This window comes from Pseudoflavonifractor gallinarum (assembly GCF_014982855.1).
GTDB lineage: Bacteria > Bacillota > Clostridia > Oscillospirales > Oscillospiraceae > Pseudoflavonifractor_A > Pseudoflavonifractor_A gallinarum.
In genome coordinates, this window is the sequence record NZ_JADCKF010000009.1 from 102720 (window position 1) to 122959 (window position 20240).

A 20240-nucleotide genomic window follows, 5' to 3' on the forward strand; every position below is an offset into this window, starting at 1 on the left:
CGCAATGGCTGACAAGACGAAAAAGCTGATTGCCGACACCTTCCTGGCCATCGCCGAGGGCCTGGAGACCGGCACGTTCGGCGCTAAGCCCAAGATCGCCGTCACCGCCATGGGCAGTGAGCACGGCGAAGAGACCGTGATGGAGGGCGCCGTCAAGGCCGCCCGCGCCGGCGCCGATGTGTATTTCATCGGAACCATCACCCATCCTGAGGTCACCACCGTTCCCGTGGCCGACGAGGACGAGGCCCACAAGAAGATGGAAGAGCTGCTGGAGACCGGCGCCGTGGACGGCGCTGTGACCATGCACTATCCCTTCCCCATCGGTGTGTCCACCGTGGGCCGCGCCGTCACCCCCGGCAAGGGCCATGAGATGTTCATCGCCAACACCACCGGCACCTCCTCCACCGACCGGATCGAGGGCATGATCAAGAATGCCATCTACGGCATCATCGCTGCCAAGGCCTGCGGCGTGGCTGACCCCACCGTGGGTATCCTGAACGTGGACGGCGCCCGTCAGACCGAGGGTGCCCTCAAGACCCTGAAGGAAAACGGCTACCCCATCACCTTTGCCGAGTCTGCCCGTGCTGATGGCGGCTGCGTGATGCGCGGCAACGACGTGCTCATGGGTTCCGCCGACGTGATGGTCACCGACTCCCTCACCGGCAACATCCTCTCCAAGATGCTCTCCTCCGCCTGCACCGGCGGCAGCTACGAGGCCGTGGGCTACGGCTACGGCCCCGGCATCGGCAAGGGCTATGACCGTCTGGTCATGATTATCTCCCGTGCCTCCGGCGCTCCCGTGATCGCCGGCGCCATCAACTACGCCGCCCAGCTGGTGCGGGGCAAGGTGTTCGAGGTGGCTGCCGCCGAGTTCGCCGCCGCCGAGAAGGCCGGCCTGGAGAAGCTCCTGGCTGAGCGCAAGGTCGCTGCCAACAAGTCCGCCGCTCCCGCGGAGGACGTGGTGGCTCCTCCCAAGGAGATCGTCACCGCCCAGATCCCCGGCATCGAGGTCATGGACCTGGAGGATGCCGTGAAGGCTCTGTGGAAGGAGAAGATCTACGCCGAGGACGGCATGGGTTGCACTGGTCCCATCGTCCGCGTGTCCGAGGCCAACAAGGACCGCGCCGTGGAGATCCTCAAGGCCGCCGGCTTCGTGTCCTGAATTTAATTGCATAGTTTATTCACAGATTGAGGGATTCCAACCGACCCCTGGGCGTAAATGCCTAGGGGTCGGTTTTTGTTTCTAAGAAATGAAAAAACTGTGTAAAATACGTGAAAAGATTCTGAAACTATTCTTGAAAAGGTGAAAATGGGGTGCTATACTGCCAATTGCAGTTGCAAAATAAGCTGTATACTTGAGAAAAGAAGGAAGTAATCTGGACATGAATATGAGCAAAAAGGTCCTGGCCGGCGTCCTGACCGGCTCTCTTCTGATGGGGGCGGCCCCTCTGGCCCTGGCCTCTCCCTACAATGACTCCAGCGTGACCGGCGGCAGCGAGGCCTGGAACGCATGGGTCGCCCAGTGGGACGCCGTCGCCACTGATTACACCAAGGTCTCCCTGACCCCCGGCGCCGATGAGACCGAGCTGAACTTCGCCTGGTACAGCAAGGTGGAGGACGGCAAAGCCGCCACTCCCGTGGTCCATTTTGGCACCGACAAGGAGAATCTGAAGACCTTTACCGGTACGGCGGATGCGGTGGACACCGCGCTCACCGACGGCGTGGCCTACCAGTACAACCATGTCACCGTCACCGGGCTTCAGGCCAACAGCACCTATTACTACACCGTGGAGCGCAATGGCGTCCAGTCCGACGTGGTTACCTATCAGACCCAGGACTTCTCCACCTTGAAGATTCTCTATGTGGGCGATCCCCAGGTGGGCGCCTCCAAGGGTCAGACCCAGGGAGATGTGACGCTCACTGCCGACTCCGGTGCGGGTAATTTGGCGGCCCGCAATGACAGCTTTGCCTGGGACCGTACCCTGGATATTGCCACTGCCCAGAACCCTGACCTCAACTTCATCATCTCCGCCGGCGACCAGGTCAACAAGACCGGTAAGGCCAAGGAGGAGGAATATGCTGGCTACCTGAGCGCCAGCGCTCTGGCCAGCCTGCCTGTGGCGACCACCATCGGCAACCATGATTCTCTGAACGCCGACTATATGTACCATTTCAATAACCCCAACACCACGGAGTATGGCAAGACGCAGGCCGGCGGCGACTACTACTATTCTTATGGTGCGGGTCTGTTCATCGTCCTCAACACCAATAACTACAACGTGGCCGAGCACGAGAAGGCCATCCAGGAGGCGATCGCCTCTAACCCTGATGCCAAGTGGCGCATCGTGACCATCCACCAGGACATCTATGGCTCCGGCCTGGATCACTCCGACACGGATGGCATGATCCTGCGCACCCAGCTGACCCCCATCTTCGATGAGTACGACATCGACGTGGTGCTCCAGGGCCATGACCATACCTACAGCCGTACCAAGATGCTCTACGGTGACGGTCAGACCCACGGCACTTATGAGTTCCGTCTGAACGACGAGGGCACCGACTACGATTGGGACAACGCCTACAACACCCAGACTGACGAGAAGATCCCTCTGTACCCCGAGGAGGGTGACACCACCGGTACCGCCGCTCACGATGCCTTCCAGGCCGACAACGGTTGCTATACCATTGAGAGCACCAGCGGCAACACCGTGACGAACCCCAAGGGAATCCTCTACATGACCGCGAACTCGGCCTCTGGCTCGAAGTTCTATGAGCTCATTGCCTCCCAGCAGGACTATGTGGCCGAGCGCAGCCAGAACTGGCTGCCCAGCTATTCCGTCATTTCCCTGAGTGAGGACACCTTCACCATCGATACTTACCAGATCACCGACGACGGCAAGACAGAGAAGATCGACGATACCTTCACCATCCGCAAGACTGCGGACGGTGTGTCCGCCGCCACTCTGGATGTGGAGGGAGAGACCTACTACCGCCTGCGCGACGTGGCTGCCTCCGTTTCCGGCACCGACAACCAGTTTGATGTACAGTGGGACAACGGCGTGGTCGTCAATACCGGTAAGGCCTACACCGGCGCTGTGCCCACCGGGACCCCCGCTTCCGGCGCTGCTTCTGCGCTGAATATCACGGTGGACGGCAAGACTGTCTCCACCAACGCCGTGCTGGCCGAGGGCAACTACTACGTGTCTGCGTCCTTCCTGGCGACTCTGGGTGTAAACCTGTAAAAAACGCCAAGCCCTGAATCAACCGACAGACAGCGGCCTCCGCGCCTGGTGCGCAGAGGCCGCTGTGCTACAAGAACGGAGTTTTGCCATGAAACAGAGAACCTTTTCCCACTTCCTGCTCCGCTGGGGCGTGCCACTTCTCCTTTTGGCAGTCTTTGTGGCTTTTGTTGTATCGATCAACCGGGTAGACAAAGTGCCGCTGGTCTCCCGGGAGGGTCAGACCTTTGAGAAGGGTGTAGTCACCCAGATTCTCCAGGATAATCTCATGCCTGACGGCAGCCGGGTGGGCGAACAGCGGGTGATGGTGCGCATGACGACCGGCGTCCGGGCTGGACAGGAGCTGGAGACAACCAGTTCTTCCGGCTATCTCTTCGGCGCGGGCTGCACTGTAGGTATGAAAGTGGTGGTCCTGCAGAGTGTGGCAGGGGAGTCCACCATTACCAGCGTGTACAGCCAGGATCGCGAGGGGGTCCTGTACCTCTTTGCCGCCCTCTATCTGGTGGTGCTGGTGCTGGTTGGCGGGAAACAGGGCCTTAAGGGCGCTCTGGGGTTGATTTTCACCTTTTTGTGTATCCTCTTTTTCTACTTGCCCCTGGTGTACAGAGGGTATTCCCCCTTCTGGGTGTCGGTGGGGCTGTGTGTGGTGACCACCGTGGTGACCATGTATCTGATCGGAGGACCCACCAAAAAAACACTGGTCGCCACCGGTGGTACGGTAGCCGGGGTGGTCATCGCAGGGGTGGCGGCCACATGCTTCAGCTGGGCCAGCGGCATCAGCGGCTGGAACGTGTCCGACATTGAGAGTCTCCTTACCCTCTGGAATGTGAACGGCATTCAAGTGGGAGGGCTCCTCTTCTCGGGGCTTCTCATTTCCAGTTTGGGGGCGGTAATGGATGTGGCTATGTCCATTGCCAGCGCGATTTCCGAGATCCATCAACAAAATCCCTCCCTGTCTAAACGGGCACTTTTTAAGGCTGGGATGCATGTGGGGCGGGATATGATGGGCACGGACTCCAACACGTTGATTTTGGCCTTTGCAGGCGGCAGCGTTTCGATGCTGCTGCTGGACTATGCCTATGATCTGCCCTATCAGCAAATCATAAACTCCAACAACATTGGAATCGCTATCATGCAGGGCCTTTCTGGCAGCTTTGGCATCGTACTGAGCGTACCAGTGACGGTGTGCCTGGCAGTTCTCCTCTATACCTGGAGAGAAAAAAAGCGCGGAACGGAGCAGCCGTAAAACAGATCTGATTATATCCCCCTCCCATGCTGGGTGGGGGATATATTTTGGCAGCAGAAAAGGCGGTAACATTAAAAAATCCCTTAAGAAGGACCCGGGAAAGAATGCAATCGCCTGGGTCCCCTTAAGGGATTTTATTTATATTCAGCTTATAATACGGGCCTGATCCAACCGCTGCCGAACCGGCAGAGGTGATGGATGTTTAGACGGTCTGGGCCTTGATCAGGTTGGTGGAGCCGCTCTTGCCGATGGGCACGCCGGCGGTGATGACCACGGTGTCGCCCTTCTGCACGGCGTCCTCCTTCACGGCCACTTCCACGGCCATGGAGAAGAGGCGGTCGGTGGAGTCCACGTCGCCGGTCAGGTAGGAGTGCACGCCCCAGGAGATGGCCAGCTGGCGGCGGGTGCGCTCATTGGGGCACATGGCCAGGATGGGGCAGGCCGGACGGTAGCGGGAGATCACCCGGGCGGTATGGCCGGACTGGGTGGGGGTCAGGATGGCAGTGGCGTCCAGATCCATGGCGGTCAGGCAGCAGGAGTGGGTGATGGCGTCGTTGATGCCCTGAATGCCGGTGAGCACGTGGCGCTGACGGAAGCGGTTCCAGTAGTTGATGGAGCCCTCGGCAGCGGTGACGGTGTCGATCATGGTCTGGAGGGCCTCCACGGGGTATTTACCGGAGGCGGTCTCACCGGAGAGCATCACGCAGGAGGTGCCGTCAAACACGGCGTTGGCCACGTCGGAGACCTCGGCGCGGGTGGGACGGGGATTGCGGATCATGGAATCCAGCATCTGGGTGGCAGTGATGACGGGCTTGCCCTGGCGGATGGTGGCCTTGATCATCTTCTTCTGGAGGATGGGCACCTCGTGGGCGGGGATCTCCACGCCCAGGTCGCCGCGGGCCACCATGATGCCGTCGGAGGCCGCAATGATCTCCTCCAGGTTGTCCACGCCCTCCCGGTTCTCGATCTTGGAGATGATGCGCACGTGCTCGCCGCCGTACTCCTTCAGGCAGGCACGGATGTCCTCCACGTCGCTGGCCTTCCGCACAAAGGAGGCGGCCACAAAGTCAAAGTCGTTCTCAGCGGCGAACTTCAGGTCGGACTTGTCCTTTTCGGTGAGAGAGGGGAGCAGGATGCTCACATTGGGGATGTTGATGCTCTTGTTGTTGGACAGCGGGCCGCCGTTTTCCACGGTGCAGACGATGTCGTGGCCCTCCACCTTCTCCACCAGCAGCTCGATGAGGCCGTCGTCCACCAGAATGCGGCAGCCGGGGCCCACTTCGTTGTGCAGGTTGGTGTAGGTGACAGAGACACGCTCGGCATTGCCCACGATCTCATCGGTGGTAAGGGTAAAGGTCTGGCCGCGCTCCAGCTGCACGGGATACTGCTCAAAGCTCTTGATGCGGATCTCAGGGCCCTTGGTGTCCAGAATGGTGGCCACGGGGACGCACATCTCGTCCCGGACATGCTTGAGCATATTCAGCTGGGCCAGGTGGCTCTCGTGGGTGCCGTGGGAGAAGTTGAACCGGGCGGCATTCATGCCGGTCTCGATCAGCTTGCGGATCATCTCCGCGTTGGAAACGGCGGGGCCGAGGGTGCAGATCACTTTGGTCTTTCTCAAAGCAGTTACCTCCAAACCATGTAAATGGCAGTTCAATTCCAAAAAAACAGTCTATCTATTCTTGCTTATCTTGATTATACCTTAGAATACGCGCGCGTGAGAAGCGTCAAAAATCACAAGAAACGGGGGGCGGACGCAGAATACTCCCCACGGCGTGACAAAAGAGAGGGAAAATGTTCCTTAAGTTTCTCCTTGCTGAAATGTGAAGAGATCTTGGTTGCTGATAGAGCTCACGCAGTAGAGGGTCAGGACCAGATCTGGGTCGATTTCACGCAGCGTATCCAGCAGATCCCCGTCAAAATAGCGCAGATCAATGGTGGTCAGCTCCGAACAGGAGAGGGCCAGGAAGGGGGCCAGGGCGCAGGAGAAGGACTCCCGCAGCAAAACGATCTTCTTTCCGTCCGGGTTGAGGTGGTTGGTCATAGTGGCGATGCCGTAATCCCCGCCGGAGTAGAGGGTGTAGGGATTGCCGCCGAACCAGTCCCGCTCCGCCACGCGCTCGGGGAACAGGAGGGACTGGGAAAAAGTGCCGGTCCGTTCCTGGGCGAAGGAGGGAGAGGCATAGGTAAAGTTTGTCTCAAAGCGCGGGATATATTCCGTAATATCGTCGGTACCCGCGTAAAGTGTGCCGGTTCGCTTTCCCTGGCTGCCTAAAAAGTAATCCTCATAGACCTTAGTTTCATAATTGGCGGGGTCGGTGTACTCGCTCGGGGTATGGATGCCGTAGTCCTGAGCGAGAATGCCGGTCAGCTCCTGCCAGGCCAGGAAGGCGCCCTCGGGCTTCCAGTGGTGATCGGTGCAGAAGAAGAGGGAGGCATAGTCCTCCTGCTGTGCAAAGAGCGGGCGCAGGTCCCAGGTATCCGTGCCATGGGCCTGGAGACCGGCGAGCAGGCGGTCGGCGTTGTCGTTGGCGTAATCGTAGATACCGGGGGGCAGGAGCGCCTCCTCCTGTCCGTCCTGGATCTTCTGAGGGGCGGCCACATAGAGGAGAGGGATGTCCCACTGTGCCAGGACATCGTGGAGGTCATTGACAGCCTGGATTTGGGGAGAGACATCCAGCGGCTGAGCATCCGGATAGGAGAAATTCAGCGTTCCGTTGGAGAGCCGGACCACCCGGGCCGCCTGGTTCACATCCTCCAGCATCCGCCGTCCGGACAGACGCTGAAAGCCGCCGTAGAGCTGGATAAAGCCGTGGCTTTGGTCCAGGTCCTCATTGAGGGCGGACTCGGCCTGTTCCACAAATTCCAGCACATAGCCCGGGTCCCGGCGGAGTTTGCCCAATTCCTCGCGCAGGGAGCTCTGGCCGGAGAGAAAGAGAAAGGCAATGTAGCACAGTCCCATGGCCAGCAGGAGAAAGAAGAGGACGGCAGTGATGGTCTCTTTCCGGTGTTTCATAGCGCGTCCTCCTTAGAAGTTGGAATAGATAAAGGGATTATAGGTTCCCTTAACAATGAAGCTGGCCGAAATCACCAGCAGCAGAAGCAGGGCCGCAGAGCAGCACAGATCCTGTGCCAGTGCGGCGCCGCCCTTCCAGTGGGCGGTCCGCGCCCCCAGCCAGGGGAGCACCGGGGCACAGCCCAGGACGGCCGCCAGAAGAATGGGGAGGTTGTCCGTGAGGAAGAGGGAGGCGTAGCCGTCCCACACACCGGCCGCGGGCGTAAACATGGCGTGGAGATAGGGCAGAGCCACGTTCAGCTGTTCTGCCCGGAAAAAGACCCAACCCAGATTGACCAGGAAGAAAGTAAAGAGCCACTGAGTCCACTTGGGCCAGCCGCGGCCCAGGCCGCAGAATTTCTCCAGAAATTGGAGGGCAAAATAGTACAGACCCCACAGCAGGAAGGTCCACGCGGCCCCGTGCCAGATCCCGGTGAGGAGCCACACCACAAAGAGATTGCGGATGTGCTTCCAGCGCCGGTCCACCCGGCTTCCGCCCAGAGGGAAGTAGACATAATCCCGGAACCAGGTGGACAGGGAGATGTGCCACCGATGCCAGAACTCGGTGACCGAGCGGGAGATGTAGGGGTAGTTGAAGTTTTCGAGGAAATGGAAGCCGAACATACGCCCCATGCCGATGGCCATATCGGAGTAGCCCGAGAAATCGTAGTAGATCTGGAGGGTGTAGCAGAGGGAGCCCAGCCAGGCCATCCCGGTGGAGAGGGCGTGGGGGGAGAGGCCGTAGGCAAAGTCGGCTACCACCGCCAACTGGTTTGCCAGGATGACCTTCTTGCCCAGGCCCACCAGGAAGCGGCATACCCCGGCGGAGCAGTCCTCCCAGGTCTCCCGGCGGCTGTCGATCTCTTCCGCCACCGTCTCGTACTTGACGATGGGACCGGCGATGAGCTGGGGGAAGAAGGAGATGTACAGGGCCACTTTCAGCGGATTGCGCTGGACCTGGCCCCGATCCCGGTTCACATCCAGCACATAGCTCATGGCCTGGAAGGTGAAAAAGGAGATGCCGAGGGGGAGCTCGATCACCGGGACGGTGAGGGAGAGCCCCAGCCGTCCCAGCTCGCCCAGCACAAAGGTGAGGTACTTGAAGACAAACATCAGTCCCAGGTTGGAGGCCACCGAGAGGACCACCGATACACGGGTGGACTTTCCACGGCTCTTTTGGGCGTGGACCCACAGGCCGAAGGCATAGTTGACCAGGATAGAGGCCATCATCACCAGGACGAACCAGGGCTCACCCCAGGCGTAGAAGAGAAGGGAGCCCACCAGCAGCAGCAGATTCTGGGCAGGGCGGCTCCACCGGCCCAGCAGGCGGCAGGGACCGTAGTAGCCCAGCAGCATCAGAGGCAGGAAGAGGAAGAGAAAGATGGAACTGGAAAACAGCACGCTTCAGGACTCCTTTTCAGCGAAAATCTCAGGTGATGAACCGCCCCACTGCCGGGATCTTGGACAGGAGCCAGGCCAACACAGCGGCACAGAGGAACACCAGCAGGGACAGCGCGGGCACGGCGGCCACCGGAGCAAAGGAGAGGGTGGAGATGCCGAAGTGGCGCAGCAGCATGATAAACAGATCGTGGCACAGGTAGATACCGAAGGTAATGGCGGAGAGCCCTGCCATCTGCTGGCGGCGGGAGCGCTCGTCACTCATGCCCAGGAGATAGCGGAAGAGCACAAAGACCGCCACGGCCATGGCGCACACCGTGGGAGAGAAATAGCTGTACAGGGTAAAATCCGAACTTCCGCTCCGGAGGGAGAGCCACTCGGTGCCCCATACGGTGACCGCGCCGCCCAGCAGACCCAGCAAATAGAGCAGCAGCTCCGTAATACGGCCCAGGGTGTAGGTTTTCAGATAGTAGCCTAGCACATAGTAGCCCGTGTAGCCCAGTACCAATTCCAGCTGCAGCTTGTCCATCCAGGTGGAGAGGGTCGCGCTGGGACGGATGCGCAGCAGGGTGGGCAGGAGCATGGCAAAGACAAAGACCAGCAGGAAGAAGAAGTGGAAGTCCGAGCGGGAGGCCCCCCGCACGAAGGCGCGCAGGAAGGGGGTGACCAGGTAGAGCCCCACGATCATGGGGAGGAACCAGAGATGATAGTGCAGCTTGCCCCACACCAGCTCCCGCAGGATTTGCATGAGTGCAGAGAGGGTGAGGGGCGTCCCGTTCAGGAACAGGGCAAAGAGCCCATATACCACGCTCCACACCACCAGTGCCACCACGATGCGCAGGATCTGCCGGAAGAAGAGGGAGCGGTAGGAGAGAGACTTCTTGGGATCCAGCAAAAACATCCCGGAGAGCATGACAAAAACCGGGACACACCAGCGGGTCAGGCCATCGTAGACGTTAAAGACCCGCCAGGCGCCGGAGGCCACCGGCACCTCGGAGATCCACCCGCCGGAGAGATGGAGGATCACCACCGCCAGGGTGGCGGCCACACGCAGCAGGTCGGCGTAGACCAGCCGCCCGCCCTCGCCCCGGGCCATGGCTCAGCTCCGCTGGGGGACGATCTCGATCCAGTACCCATCCGGGTCCTCGATGAAATATACCCCCATATCGCGGTTTTCAAAGCAGATGCAGCCCATATCCCGATGGCGCTGGTACATGCCGTCGAAATCGTCGGTGGTAAAGGCCAGATGGAACTCACACTCGCCCAGGTCGTAGGGCTCGGTCCGGCCCTTGACCTCGGTCAGCTCCAGGGTGAAGGAAGAGGAGCCGTCGCCCAGAAAGAGCAGACGGAAGGAACCGTCGGGGCCCTCTTTGGTACGGACGGGACGGAGATCCAGCGCCTTCTCATAGAAGTCCAGAGAGCGGCCCAGATCGAGCACATTGAAGTTGAAGTGGTTGAACTGAAGCATGGGAAACACCTCTTTGCAAAAGTGAAACTGCCCGCTCCCGATGGAGAAAGCGGGCAGTTTATCATATCATATGGGACGCTTCCGCGCAAGGGAAGGGGGGTTATGCCCGGTCCCGACTGCGCATGAATTCGGCCACCCGGCGTCCCGTGGGGGTGGCGGCCAGGCCGCCCTCGCCGGTCTCCCGCAGGGAGGAGGGGAGACTGGCGCCCACGGCGCCCATGGCGTCGATGACCTCATCGCAGGGGATCTGGCTGACCAGACCGGAGAGGGCCATCTCCGCGCAGGAGAGGGCGTTGACCGCGCCCATCACATTGCGCTTGACACAGGGGACCTCCACCAGACCGGCCACGGGATCACAGGCCAGCCCCAGGGTGTTGGCCAGTGCCATGGCACAGGCGTGGGCCATCTGCTCGGGAGAACCGCCCATCAGATAGACGATGGCGGCGGCGGCCATGCCGGAGGCGGAGCCCACCTCGGCCTGACACCCGCCCTCCGCGCCGGAGATGGAGGCGCGGCTGGCGATAACCTGTCCAAAGCCGGCGGCCACATACAGCGCCTCGATAAACCGGTCGTCGGGCAGGTCATAGCGCCGCTTCATGGGCAGAAGGACGGCCGGGAGCACGCCGCAGGAGCCGGCGGTGGGGGCGGCCACGATGCGGCGCATACAGGCGTTGCACTCCCCCATCTTGAGGGCGGTGGCGATGATATCGCGCAGGAAGGGGCTGCACAGGCCCGGGCCATCCCCGTCCAGCCGGGCGCCCTCGCCGCCCACCAGTCCGCTGGCGGAGCGGCGCTCGGGGTCATAGTCCTGCTCGGCGGCCTGCATGGCCTTCCAAAGGGAGGCCATCTTTGCCTTGGAGGACCAGGCCTTGACGCTGCGGTCGGCCACATCGTCCTCCAGAATGACCTGCCAGAGGGGCTTCTCCTCCTTCATGGCGATCAGAAGCATGGAATCCACGGAAGTAAACATACTTATTCTCCTCCTCCGCCCACATCCAGGTAGGTCACGCTCTTAATGCCGGGGTAGGCACGGATGCGCTCCACGGTGGCGGGTGTGATGGGTTCATCGCTCTCGATGGTAATAATGGCGTCGCTCCCCCGGGCATTGCGGTAGAGCTGCATGGAGGCAATATTGACGTTGTAGGCCGAGAGGGTATTGCTCACAGCGGCCACCTCGCCTACGCGGTCCTCATTGCGGATAATGAGGGTGTTTTTTTCGCCGGAAAAGACGGTGCGGATGCCGTCCACGGAGGAGACCTGAATGCGCCCGCCCCCCAGAGAGGCGGCCACCACCGCGATGCGGTGCAGATCCTGGTCCATGGCACGGATCTGTACGGAATTGGGGTGGGCGTCCTTGAGCACCCCGTGCCGGAAATGGAAGGAAAGACCCGCCTCTTCCGCCAGCTCAAAGCTCTGGGGAATGCGGGGATCGTCGGGCTCCATCCCCAGCAGGCCGGCGATCAGGGCGCGGTCGGTACCGTGGCCGCTGCCGGTGGCGGCAAAGGAGCCGTGAAGGGTCAGCTCCGCGCCGATGGGCGCGCTGCCCAGCAGCTTGCGGGCGATCAGGCCGATCCGCACGGCGCCCGCTGTGTGAGAACTGGAGGGCCCCACCATGATGGGTCCCATGATGTCAAAGATCGTCATACCGTCAAAGTGCCTCCTTAATTTTGGGACGGAGCGTGCCGCCCGACTTCATGCGGGCTGGGTCAGTCCGCTTTTTTATTGATAAATTCCGGCCGGAACTTACTATACACGATTTTTTGTTCCTTATACAGGCCGTAATAACCGGAGAGAGTGTAGGAGATCGCGATGCAAACGGCAAAGAGCCCCATGCTCTGGCCGGTAAACATGGCGCTGCTCCCCTCGCCGAAGAGCTCCAGGGCTATGAGCAGAGAGGTGATGGGGCAGTTGGTCACGCCGCAGAACACACAGACCATACCCAGTCCCGCGCCAAAGGAGGGGGAGAGGCCCAGCAGCGGCGCCACCGTACAGCCGAAGGTGGCGCCGGTGAAGAAGACCGGTACGATTTCTCCGCCCTTGAAGCCGGCTCCCAGGGTCAGCGCGGTGAAGAGCATTTTCAGCAGAAAGGCCTCCGGGCGGGCGTGGCCCTCCACAGCGGCATGGATGATGCTCTCGCCCGCGCCGTTATAGTCGAAGGTGAAGGGGTTCCACAGCCAGACCAGCAGCGTGAGGGCAATGACCAGAAAGCCGCCCACCGCCGCCCGCAAAAAGGAATTTGGGAAAAACCGCTGGTAGAGGTGGGGAACCGTATGCATGATGCGGCAAAAGAGAATGGAGAGCAGGGCAAACAGTACGCCCAGGACGATTACCTGGAGAAGTGCCACCGGACTCAGGTCGGGGATGCCGGTCAGTGGGAAGGCGGTGGCCGGAACGTGAAAGAGCTTGGCCACCCACAGACCCATGATGGAAGAGATAGCACAGGGGACGATGGCCGCGTAATAGAGCACCCCCACGCTGACCACCTCCATGGCAAACATGGCCGCTGTGATGGGGGTGCCGAACAGGGCGGAGAAAGCCGCAGCCATGCCGCACATGGTGATGATACGGCTGTCCTTGTCATCCAGCTTCATCCACTGGCCCACCTTGGAGGAGATGGAGCCGCCGATCTGGAGGATGGCGCCCTCCCGGCCAGAGGAGCCGCCCACCAGGTGGGTGAGGATGGTGGAGAAAAAGACCAGCGGCGCGGTACGCAGACGAAGGGGGACATTTTCCCGTACCGCCACCAGCACAAAGTTGGTGCCCTGGTCCTTTTCCAGGCCGCACAGGCGGTAGAGGGCCACAATACAAACGCCCCCCAGCGGCAGCAATCCGATCAGCCATAGGTGGGTGGTGCGGGCAGACGTCGCCCAGAAAAAGGCATGGTAGAAAGCGGCGCTCACACAGCCTACGATCAGTCCGATCAGGCCGGAAAAGATCAGCCATTTCAGCACACTTGCCGGTTCCGCCACCAGAGCGGAGAGCCGGTTCTTCCAGTCTTCCATGAAACAGACTCCTTTCCTGCGCGGGTGCAGGGAGGCTTCAAATTTGCCGGAATGTGATGCTATACCGCACAGTCTGTCAGTTGCCCTCATTATAACATAGGAGCGGGAGGAAGAAAAAGTTTTTTGCGGTTTTTCGTGGAAATATTCCTCTATTGTGCTATAATGGTACCGATTGAATAGACTGCAGCATAGGTTGCCCATGTGTGAAAGGGCCTATGATTCGATAAAGAGATGTCCTTTCCGAAAGGGGGAGGACCGCAGTCTGTGCAGAGCGCAGCGTTTCCGATTCGAGGGGGAGATGCTGCGCCGGTCTGATTTGAGAGAAAGAGGAGGAATCATCCTTGCAGCCGCCTATATGGATCAGTTTGTTGCTGGGAACTCTTTTGGCGGAAATACCCTTATCGGCCTGTTCCGCCGCACTGGATGAAGTCAGTTCAGAGAGCCTTCGCCGTCAGGCGGAGGAGGGAGAGCCGCGGGCGGTCCGGGTGCTGCGGTGCCTGACCCACCCCACCGTTTTTCTGCGGGGCGTGGCGCTGTGGCGGATGCTGTGTATGGGAACGGCAGGGGCCGCGGCCTGGAATCTGAGCGCAATCTTCTGTACAGGAGAGACCATGTGGGCGGCACAGGCCAAACGGGCAGCCGTTTTGCTGGTGGTGCTGCTGGGCTTTTATGTACTGACCTGGCTGACGCCGAGACGGGTCGCGCTGCACGATCCGCTGGGGGTATTGCGCACGCTCTGCCCCTGTCTGCTGCCCTTCGTGACGGCGGTGCGTCCCATTACCGGAGGGCTGGCCTGGGTGGTGCGGCAGATCCTGCGCCGCTTCGGCATCGACCCGGCGGCGGAGGGCGGAGCCATCTCGGAGGAGAATATCCGCCTCCTGATGGACATTGGAGAGGAACGGGGAGCCATTGACTCCACCGAAAAGGAAATGATCGAAAACGTCTTCGATTTCAACGACCTCACCGCGGAGGACGTGATGATCCACCGCACCGAGATCGTGAGCCTCTGGGTGGAGGACACGGACGAGGAGATCCTGCATACCATCGAGGAGAGCGGACTCTCCCGCTTCCCGGTCTATGACGAGGACCTGGACGATGTGATCGGCATTCTGTACAGCCGGGACTATTTCCTCAACAGCCGGAAGGAGCACCCCCTCCCCCTGCGGGAGCTGCTGCGCAAGGCCTATTTTGTGCCCGGGTCCGTGGCGGCAGGCAATCTCTTCCGGGATATGCAGAGCAAGAAGATCCATATGGCCATGGTGGTGGATGAATACGGCGGTACCTCCGGCCTCATCACCATGGAAGACCTCCTGGAGGAGATCGTGGGCAAGATCTATGACGAATTCGACCCCCAGGACGAGCAGGAGATCATCCGCTTGGAGGAAAATCTGTGGCGGGTGGCCGGTTCGGCCGAGCTGGATGACCTGGCGGAGGCGCTGGATGTGGAATTTCCGCCGGATGAGGAGGCGGAGACGCTGGGCGGCCTGGTCTTTGCCCAGCTGTCGGTCATTCCGGAGGACGGCGGCTGCCCCGTGGTGGATACCGTGGGACTGCACATTCAGGTGGAACGGCTCTCGGAGCGCCGGGTGGAGTGGGCATTGGTCTCCAAACTGCCCCCGGAGGATACCGAGGAAGAGGAAAAATAGGATTGCAAAAAAGAGGGCCCCGGATGTTTTCCACATCCGGGGCCTTTTTTGTGCAAAACTTTAGTTCTTCAGGCTCTGCATGGGGGCGGGGATACGGCCGCCGCGCGCCACAAAGGCATGGCTGGAGAAGGGGTGCACCGGCATGACCGGAGCGGAGCCCAACAGTCCGCCGAACTCCACCATGTCGCCCACCTTCTTGCCGGGGGCGGGGATGATGCGCACCGCAGTGGTCTTGGAGTTGACCATGCCGATGGCGGCCTCGTCGGCGATGATGGCGGAAATGGTGTCGGAGCTGGTGTCGCCGGGTACGGCGATCATGTCCAGACCCACCGAGCAGACGCAGGTCATGGCCTCCAGCTTATCGAGGGTGAGCGCGCCGCTCTGGGCGGCCGCGATCATACCCTCGTCCTCGGATACGGGGATGAAGGCGCCGGACAGGCCGCCCACGTGGGAGGAGGCCATGACGCCGCCCTTCTTCACCGCGTCGTTGAGGAGGGCCAGAGCGGCGGTGGTGCCGTGAGTGCCGCAGGCTTCCAGGCCCATCTCCTCCAGAATACGGGCCACGCTGTCGCCGATGGCAGGGGTGGGAGCCAGGGAGAGGTCCACGATACCGAAGGGGACCCCCAGACGGCGGCTGGCCTCCTGGGCCACCAGCTGGCCCATACGGGTGATGCGGAAGGCGGTCTTTTTGATGGTCTCGGCCACCTCATCAAAGGGCATACCCTTGACCGACTGAAGGGCGTGATGGACCACGCCGGGGCCGGAGACGCCCACGTTGATGACACAGTCGCCCTCGCCCACGCCGTGGAAGGCGCCGGCCATAAAGGGGTTATCCTCCACCGCGTTGCAGAAGACCACCAGCTTGGCGCAGCCGAAACCGGCCTGGTCGGCGGTGAGCTCGGCGCACTCCTTGATGATCCGGCCCATGACGCCCACGGCGTTCATGTTGATGCCGGCCTTGGTGGAGCCCACGTTGACCGAGGAGCAGACATACTGCGTGCGGGCCAGAGCCTCGGGGATGGAGGCGATGAGCTTCCGGTCGGCGGGGGTAGCGCCCTTCTGAACCAGGGCGGAGAAGCCGCCGATGAAGTTGACGCCGGTGGCCTTGGCCGCGTCATCCATGGCCACCGCGAAGGGGACATAGTCCTTGGCCTCGGAGGCCCCGGCCACCAGGGCCATGGGCGTGACCGAGATGCGCTTGTTTACAATGGGGATGCCATATTCCCGCTCGATGTCCTCGCCGGTGGAGACCAGGCGGTCGGCATAGCGGGTGATTTTATCATAGATCTTCCGGCAGGCGATCTTGGGATCGGAGTCGGCGCAGTCCAGGAGGGAGATTCCCATGGTGATGGTGCGCACATCCAGGTGCTGCTGGTCGATCATGTGGATGGTATCCAGGATTTCGTTGGTATTGATCATGTGCCCGGCTCCCTTCTTAAATGCGGTGCATGGCGTTGAAGATGTCCTCGCGCTGGATGTGGATGGACAGGTTGTGCTCCTTGCCCTGGCCCTCCATCAGAGCAACCAGCTCCGCAAAGGGAAGGTCGATCTGGGCGCAGTCCACCAGCATGACCATGGTGAAGTACTCCCGCATGATGGTCTGGCTGATATCCAGAACGCTGACCTTGTGCTCCGCCAGGAGAGCGGTGACAAAAGACAGGATGCCCACGTCATCTTTTCCCAAAACAGTTACAATTGCGCGCATAATTTGTTTCCTCCTCAATATCTCACGCGGTCTGCGCTTTACTCTATGTCGGATCATAAGCCCATGTGAACTACGCTCTCTTTCCGGCTTCTCCAAGTAAGGAAAACAGGGAAAGGGTTTGATGGAAAAGTGTTCGGCTGTGGCGGTCACTTTCCGAAAAAAGGCTTACAGCGGGATTATTATAGCATAGCATAATTTTGCTTGTAAACTGCATTTTCTACGAAAAACATGAAAAAATAAAGAAAAAAATGGTGCGCACGGGAGAAATCCATGCGCACCGCTCATGTGTCTTTCTATGGATTACATTTCGGAAATGACCAGGGAGCCCAGCTCTCTGCGGAAATCGGCGCACTGGGCGTCGCTGCCATGAAACTCCACCGTGGCGGGCTGGTCCCGGTCGATGGAAAACAGGCCCATAATGGACTTGGCATTGACCACATAGCGGCCGGAACAGACATCGATCTCACACTCATGCTGATTGGCCAGATTACAGAAACGCTTTACGTCGTCCAGTGAGGGCAGGTTGATCTGAAAACGACTCACTTGTCTCATCTCCCCAATAAAATTACGGCGGCGCGGATGCAGACTCCCGCGCCTTTTTTCTTTACGCTGGGGCATCCATGCCGTATAATAAAAGGATACGGGAATCCCCGCGTGTGCTGTCGAGCTGATATTAGGATATTATACGTACTTTACGCCCAAATGACAAGATAAAATATGAAAAGATAAAGCGAAGGAGATACCATGAAGATCGCCATTTATACCTTGGGCTGCAAGGTCAATCAATATGAGACCCAGGCGATGGAGGCTGAGCTCTCCGGCAGAGGGCATACCCTGGTCCCGTTTGAGGGACATGCGGACGCCTATATCATCAATACCTGTTCCGTCACGGCGGTGAGCGACAAAAAGTCCCGCCAGATCATCCGCCGGGCCCGGAAGGAAAATCCGGATGCCGTGATTGGGGTCTGCGGCTGTTATGCCCAGACCAATCCCGAGGCGGTCCGTGCGCTGGAGGTGGACCTGATCTCGGGTACCGCCGGACGCATGGCTTTTCTGGACGATCTGGAGGAACTGCTGGAGGACCGCCGGGCCGCCCGGATGGCAGGGGAAGAGCCCCGGGTGACGGTGGACAATGCCTTGCGCCGGCGCGCCTTTGAGGTCCTGCCCGCCGGCGGGCTGGAGGGGCGCACCCGCGCCATGCTGAAGGTGGAGGACGGCTGCGTCAACTTCTGCACCTACTGTATCATTCCCTATGCCCGTGGACCCATCCGCTCCCTCTCCATCCCGGAGGCGGAGGAGCAGTGCCGCCGTCTGGGGGCGGAGGGATACCGGGAGGTGGTCCTCACCGGCATTGAGATCTCCTCCTGGGGTGCCGAGTGGAAGGACGGTCCCACCCTCATTGATCTGGTGGAGGCGGTCTGCCGTGCGCTGCCCGAGGGCACACGGGTGCGTCTGGGCAGTCTGGAGCCCCGCACCATTACGGAAGAATTCTGCCGCCGGGCCTCTGTCCTGCCCAATCTGTGTCCCCATTTCCACCTGTCCATGCAGAGCGGCTGCGACAGTGTGCTCCGGCGGATGAACCGGAAATATGATACCGCACGGTATTATGAGAGCGTACAATTACTCCGGGAATACTTTGACCGCCCCGGCATTACCACTGATCTCATTGTAGGCTTCCCCGGGGAGACCGAGGAAGAGTTTGCGCAGACCCTGGCCTTTGTGGAGAAGTGCGCCTTTTCCGCCATGCACATCTTCCCCTACTCCCGCCGCTCCGGGACGCCGGCGGCCGCCATGCCCGACCAGGTACCCAATGCGGTCAAGGAGGAGCGGGCTCACCGGGCCGGGGAGCTGGCCCGCCGTCTGGAGGCGGCCTATCTGGAGCAGTGGGTGGGGAAGTCCCTCCCTGTGCTCTTTGAGGAGGAGCGGGACGGCCTCTGGCGGGGCCACGCTCCCAACTATGTGGAGGTCCTTGCCCCGGGAGAGGGACTCCATAATGTAGAAAAAGAGGTTAAAATTACGGATTGGAGTGAAAATCATCTGATTGGAGTGGTATAAATGAAACGGCGCGCCCTCTCTCTCAGCCTGTCCCTTCTGCTGCTGGCCGGATGTGCTCCTGCCCCGGAGCCATCCCCGACCGCTGCGCCCACGGCCAGCCAAAGTCCGGAGCCGGTCTCCTTTGATACGTTTTTAGCCGGGGTGAATGAGGCACGGCGCTCCGCCCAGGAGAGCGGGGAACCCATGGACATCTCGGCCTGGACATCGGACTTCCGGGAACAGAATAACACCTTTACCGAGGCCGAGATGGAACGGCTGCTCACCCCTCACAATCTGGAGAAGCCCCTCACACTGGAGACGGCCCGGGAGGACATCGAGACCTTTTTCACCCTCCTGCGCACCACATACGGCGCATATGACTATTTCGGCGGGGACGAGGTGTTCGGCCCGTTGGAGGAGCAGGCCATCGCGGCGCTGGAGAGCGGGAAAGAAGAGGGGGACATCCTGTATTCCAAGGAGATCCGGGACATCCTCTATGACGCGGTGAGTCCGGTCATCCGGGACGGACACTTTACGATTGGTAGAAAGCACCTCATCGAAGAGGTCCGGCAGGAGCCCTACTATGTGCCGGACCAGTACATTGCTGACCCGGAGGCGGAGGGATTGGACCCGGCCTATGTGAAGCCCACCATTGGACCGGACGGCGCCATCACCTACGGCTTTTTTGCCCTGAGCCATGACGGGAGCGATCTGCCCGAGACGCTGGGTGGGTATACCCTGGACTGGCAGCCCTGCGGCATGGCCGATCTGGAGGAGCCGGAGCCTTTTGTGTTTGCTGAGCGGGCGTATGAGGGCCTGCCCATGCTGGTGTCTCGGAAGATGAGCCCTTATGAAATGCTGCCAGAGAGCGAAGCGGAGCTGGAGCGGTTTGCGTCCTGCGGCGGGGAGTATGCCGACGCGCCGGTGCTGCTCTTTGATGTGCGGCGGAATTCCGGCGGAAGCGACCGGTGGATCATGGATTGGTTTGAGGGGTGGACCGGCCAGCCGTGCGCTTCCAGATGGGTTTTTGGACACCGGTACAGCCAGCTCTCCTGTAAGGCGTTCTCCTATCCGGAAGAACAGATGGGGAATTGGCGTGTCGCTCAGGAGGAGGGGACCTGGGTACCCCGGGAGGGGGTCACCTTCCTGCTCACAGATAAGGGAACGGCCTCCTCCGGTGAGACGGTGGTGGAATTTCTGCACTCCGTGGAGAATGTACTGGTGGTAGGGGTCCCATCGTCAGGATGCTCGTTGGTATCAAGCAACTGGCATTTCTATCTCCCCAATACCGGGATCGAGGTGTATTTCGGCACCGGGCTGAGCTTCTGTGAAGCGATGGAGAACCGGGACGGCGTGGGGTTTCTGCCCGACCTGTGGGTGAACCCCACGGAGGCCCCGGCGGCGGTAGCCCGCCTGTGCGCCTATTACGGCTTGAACCCACAATAAA

Annotated in this window: 17 protein-coding genes; 6 read left to right on the top strand and 11 right to left on the bottom strand. The window is 60.5% G+C overall.

Annotation, left to right across the window (positions count from 1 at the left end):
- Positions 1–4: 4 nt before the first annotated feature.
- From grdD to INF37_RS10825, 3 genes are all read left to right on the top strand, one after another.
- Positions 5–1162 (top strand): glycine/sarcosine/betaine reductase complex component C subunit alpha, encoded by a 1158-nt coding sequence (gene grdD / locus INF37_RS10815; RefSeq protein ID WP_193538269.1) that lies wholly within the window; start codon positions 5–7, stop codon positions 1160–1162.
- A gap of 220 nt (positions 1163–1382) precedes the next feature.
- Positions 1383–3242, top strand: coding sequence for a purple acid phosphatase family protein (locus INF37_RS10820; protein ID WP_193538270.1), 1860 nt, complete (start codon positions 1383–1385; stop codon positions 3240–3242).
- 88 nt (positions 3243–3330) lie between these two features.
- Positions 3331–4485, top strand: a complete 1155-nt coding sequence (locus tag INF37_RS10825; RefSeq protein ID WP_193538272.1) for a YibE/F family protein — start codon at positions 3331–3333, stop codon at positions 4483–4485.
- 202 nt (positions 4486–4687) lie between these two features.
- Here the strand turns inward: INF37_RS10825 and pyk are convergent, their stop codons facing one another.
- From pyk to INF37_RS10865, 8 genes are all read right to left on the bottom strand, one after another.
- Positions 4688–6106, bottom strand: a complete 1419-nt coding sequence (gene pyk / locus INF37_RS10830; protein ID WP_235964306.1) for a pyruvate kinase — start codon at positions 6104–6106, stop codon at positions 4688–4690.
- 180 nt (positions 6107–6286) lie between these two features.
- Entirely contained in the window at positions 6287–7501 is a 1215-nt protein-coding gene (locus tag INF37_RS10835) for a DHHW family protein (protein ID WP_193538274.1), read from the bottom strand.
- A 12-nt stretch (positions 7502–7513) separates the two neighbouring features.
- Positions 7514–8941 (bottom strand): MBOAT family O-acyltransferase, encoded by a 1428-nt coding sequence (locus INF37_RS10840; RefSeq protein WP_193538276.1) that lies wholly within the window; start codon positions 8939–8941, stop codon positions 7514–7516.
- Between the two features lie 28 nt (positions 8942–8969).
- Positions 8970–10034, bottom strand: a complete 1065-nt coding sequence (locus tag INF37_RS10845) for an acyltransferase (RefSeq protein ID WP_193538278.1) — start codon at positions 10032–10034, stop codon at positions 8970–8972.
- A gap of 3 nt (positions 10035–10037) precedes the next feature.
- Positions 10038–10406, bottom strand: coding sequence for a VOC family protein (locus tag INF37_RS10850; RefSeq protein WP_101691485.1), 369 nt, complete (start codon positions 10404–10406; stop codon positions 10038–10040).
- A gap of 100 nt (positions 10407–10506) precedes the next feature.
- Positions 10507–11376 carry an L-serine ammonia-lyase, iron-sulfur-dependent, subunit alpha gene (gene sdaAA, locus INF37_RS10855; RefSeq protein ID WP_101691484.1) on the bottom strand — a complete coding sequence of 290 codons (870 nt, stop codon included), beginning with the start codon at positions 11374–11376 and terminating at the stop codon, positions 10507–10509.
- A gap of 2 nt (positions 11377–11378) precedes the next feature.
- The gene (gene sdaAB / locus INF37_RS10860; RefSeq protein ID WP_101691483.1) at positions 11379–12050 is read right to left on the bottom strand and encodes an L-serine ammonia-lyase, iron-sulfur-dependent subunit beta; all 672 of its coding nucleotides are present in this window, start codon (positions 12048–12050) and stop codon (positions 11379–11381) included.
- 62 nt (positions 12051–12112) lie between these two features.
- Positions 12113–13408: a chloride channel protein gene (locus tag INF37_RS10865; protein WP_193538280.1), complete on the bottom strand. Its 1296-nt coding sequence runs from the start codon at positions 13406–13408 to the stop codon at positions 12113–12115.
- A 383-nt stretch (positions 13409–13791) separates the two neighbouring features.
- Here INF37_RS10865 and INF37_RS10870 point away from each other — a divergent pair, with 383 nt between their 5' ends.
- Positions 13792–15054: a hemolysin family protein gene (locus INF37_RS10870; protein WP_193538282.1), complete on the top strand. Its 1263-nt coding sequence runs from the start codon at positions 13792–13794 to the stop codon at positions 15052–15054.
- A gap of 60 nt (positions 15055–15114) precedes the next feature.
- Here INF37_RS10870 and INF37_RS10875 read toward each other — a convergent pair whose 3' ends face one another.
- From INF37_RS10875 to INF37_RS10885, 3 genes are all read right to left on the bottom strand, one after another.
- Positions 15115–16473, bottom strand: a complete 1359-nt coding sequence (locus INF37_RS10875; RefSeq protein WP_193538283.1) for a PFL family protein — start codon at positions 16471–16473, stop codon at positions 15115–15117.
- Positions 16474–16489: 16 nt separating this feature from the next.
- On the bottom strand, positions 16490–16759 hold the full coding sequence (locus tag INF37_RS10880) for an ACT domain-containing protein (RefSeq protein WP_101691479.1): 270 nt from the start codon (positions 16757–16759) through the stop codon (positions 16490–16492).
- A 300-nt stretch (positions 16760–17059) separates the two neighbouring features.
- A complete protein-coding gene (locus INF37_RS10885) occupies positions 17060–17302 on the bottom strand; it encodes an HPr family phosphocarrier protein (RefSeq protein ID WP_101691478.1) in 243 nt (80 codons plus the stop codon).
- A gap of 201 nt (positions 17303–17503) precedes the next feature.
- Here INF37_RS10885 and mtaB point away from each other — a divergent pair, with 201 nt between their 5' ends.
- Together mtaB and INF37_RS10895 are read left to right on the top strand one after the other, a co-directional pair.
- Positions 17504–18814 (top strand): tRNA (N(6)-L-threonylcarbamoyladenosine(37)-C(2))-methylthiotransferase MtaB, encoded by a 1311-nt coding sequence (gene mtaB, locus INF37_RS10890; RefSeq protein WP_193538284.1) that lies wholly within the window; start codon positions 17504–17506, stop codon positions 18812–18814.
- Positions 18815–20239 carry a S41 family peptidase gene (locus INF37_RS10895; RefSeq protein WP_193538285.1) on the top strand — a complete coding sequence of 475 codons (1425 nt, stop codon included), beginning with the start codon at positions 18815–18817 and terminating at the stop codon, positions 20237–20239. It begins immediately after the preceding gene.
- The last annotated feature ends 1 nt before the right edge of the window (position 20240 follow it).

Bases quoted from the DNA above. Each gene is read 5' to 3' on its own strand.
- INF37_RS10850 (WP_101691485.1), bottom strand. From the start codon at position 10,406: ATGCTTCAGTTCAACCACTTCAACTTCAATGTGCTCGATCTGGGCCGC.
- INF37_RS10820 (WP_193538270.1), top strand. From the start codon at position 1,383: ATGAATATGAGCAAAAAGGTCCTGGCCGGCGTCCTGACCGGCTCTCTT.
- INF37_RS10865 (WP_193538280.1), bottom strand. From the start codon at position 13,408: ATGGAAGACTGGAAGAACCGGCTCTCCGCTCTGGTGGCGGAACCGGCA.
- sdaAA (WP_101691484.1), bottom strand. From the start codon at position 11,376: ATGTTTACTTCCGTGGATTCCATGCTTCTGATCGCCATGAAGGAGGAG.
- INF37_RS10825 (WP_193538272.1), top strand. From the start codon at position 3,331: ATGAAACAGAGAACCTTTTCCCACTTCCTGCTCCGCTGGGGCGTGCCA.
- INF37_RS10880 (WP_101691479.1), bottom strand. From the start codon at position 16,759: ATGCGCGCAATTGTAACTGTTTTGGGAAAAGATGACGTGGGCATCCTG.
- sdaAB (WP_101691483.1), bottom strand. From the start codon at position 12,050: ATGACGATCTTTGACATCATGGGACCCATCATGGTGGGGCCCTCCAGT.
- INF37_RS10845 (WP_193538278.1), bottom strand. From the start codon at position 10,034: ATGGCCCGGGGCGAGGGCGGGCGGCTGGTCTACGCCGACCTGCTGCGT.
- mtaB (WP_193538284.1), top strand. From the start codon at position 17,504: ATGAAGATCGCCATTTATACCTTGGGCTGCAAGGTCAATCAATATGAG.
- INF37_RS10895 (WP_193538285.1), top strand. From the start codon at position 18,815: ATGAAACGGCGCGCCCTCTCTCTCAGCCTGTCCCTTCTGCTGCTGGCC.
- INF37_RS10875 (WP_193538283.1), bottom strand. From the start codon at position 16,473: ATGATCAATACCAACGAAATCCTGGATACCATCCACATGATCGACCAG.
- INF37_RS10835 (WP_193538274.1), bottom strand. From the start codon at position 7,501: ATGAAACACCGGAAAGAGACCATCACTGCCGTCCTCTTCTTTCTCCTG.
- grdD (WP_193538269.1), top strand. From the start codon at position 5: ATGGCTGACAAGACGAAAAAGCTGATTGCCGACACCTTCCTGGCCATC.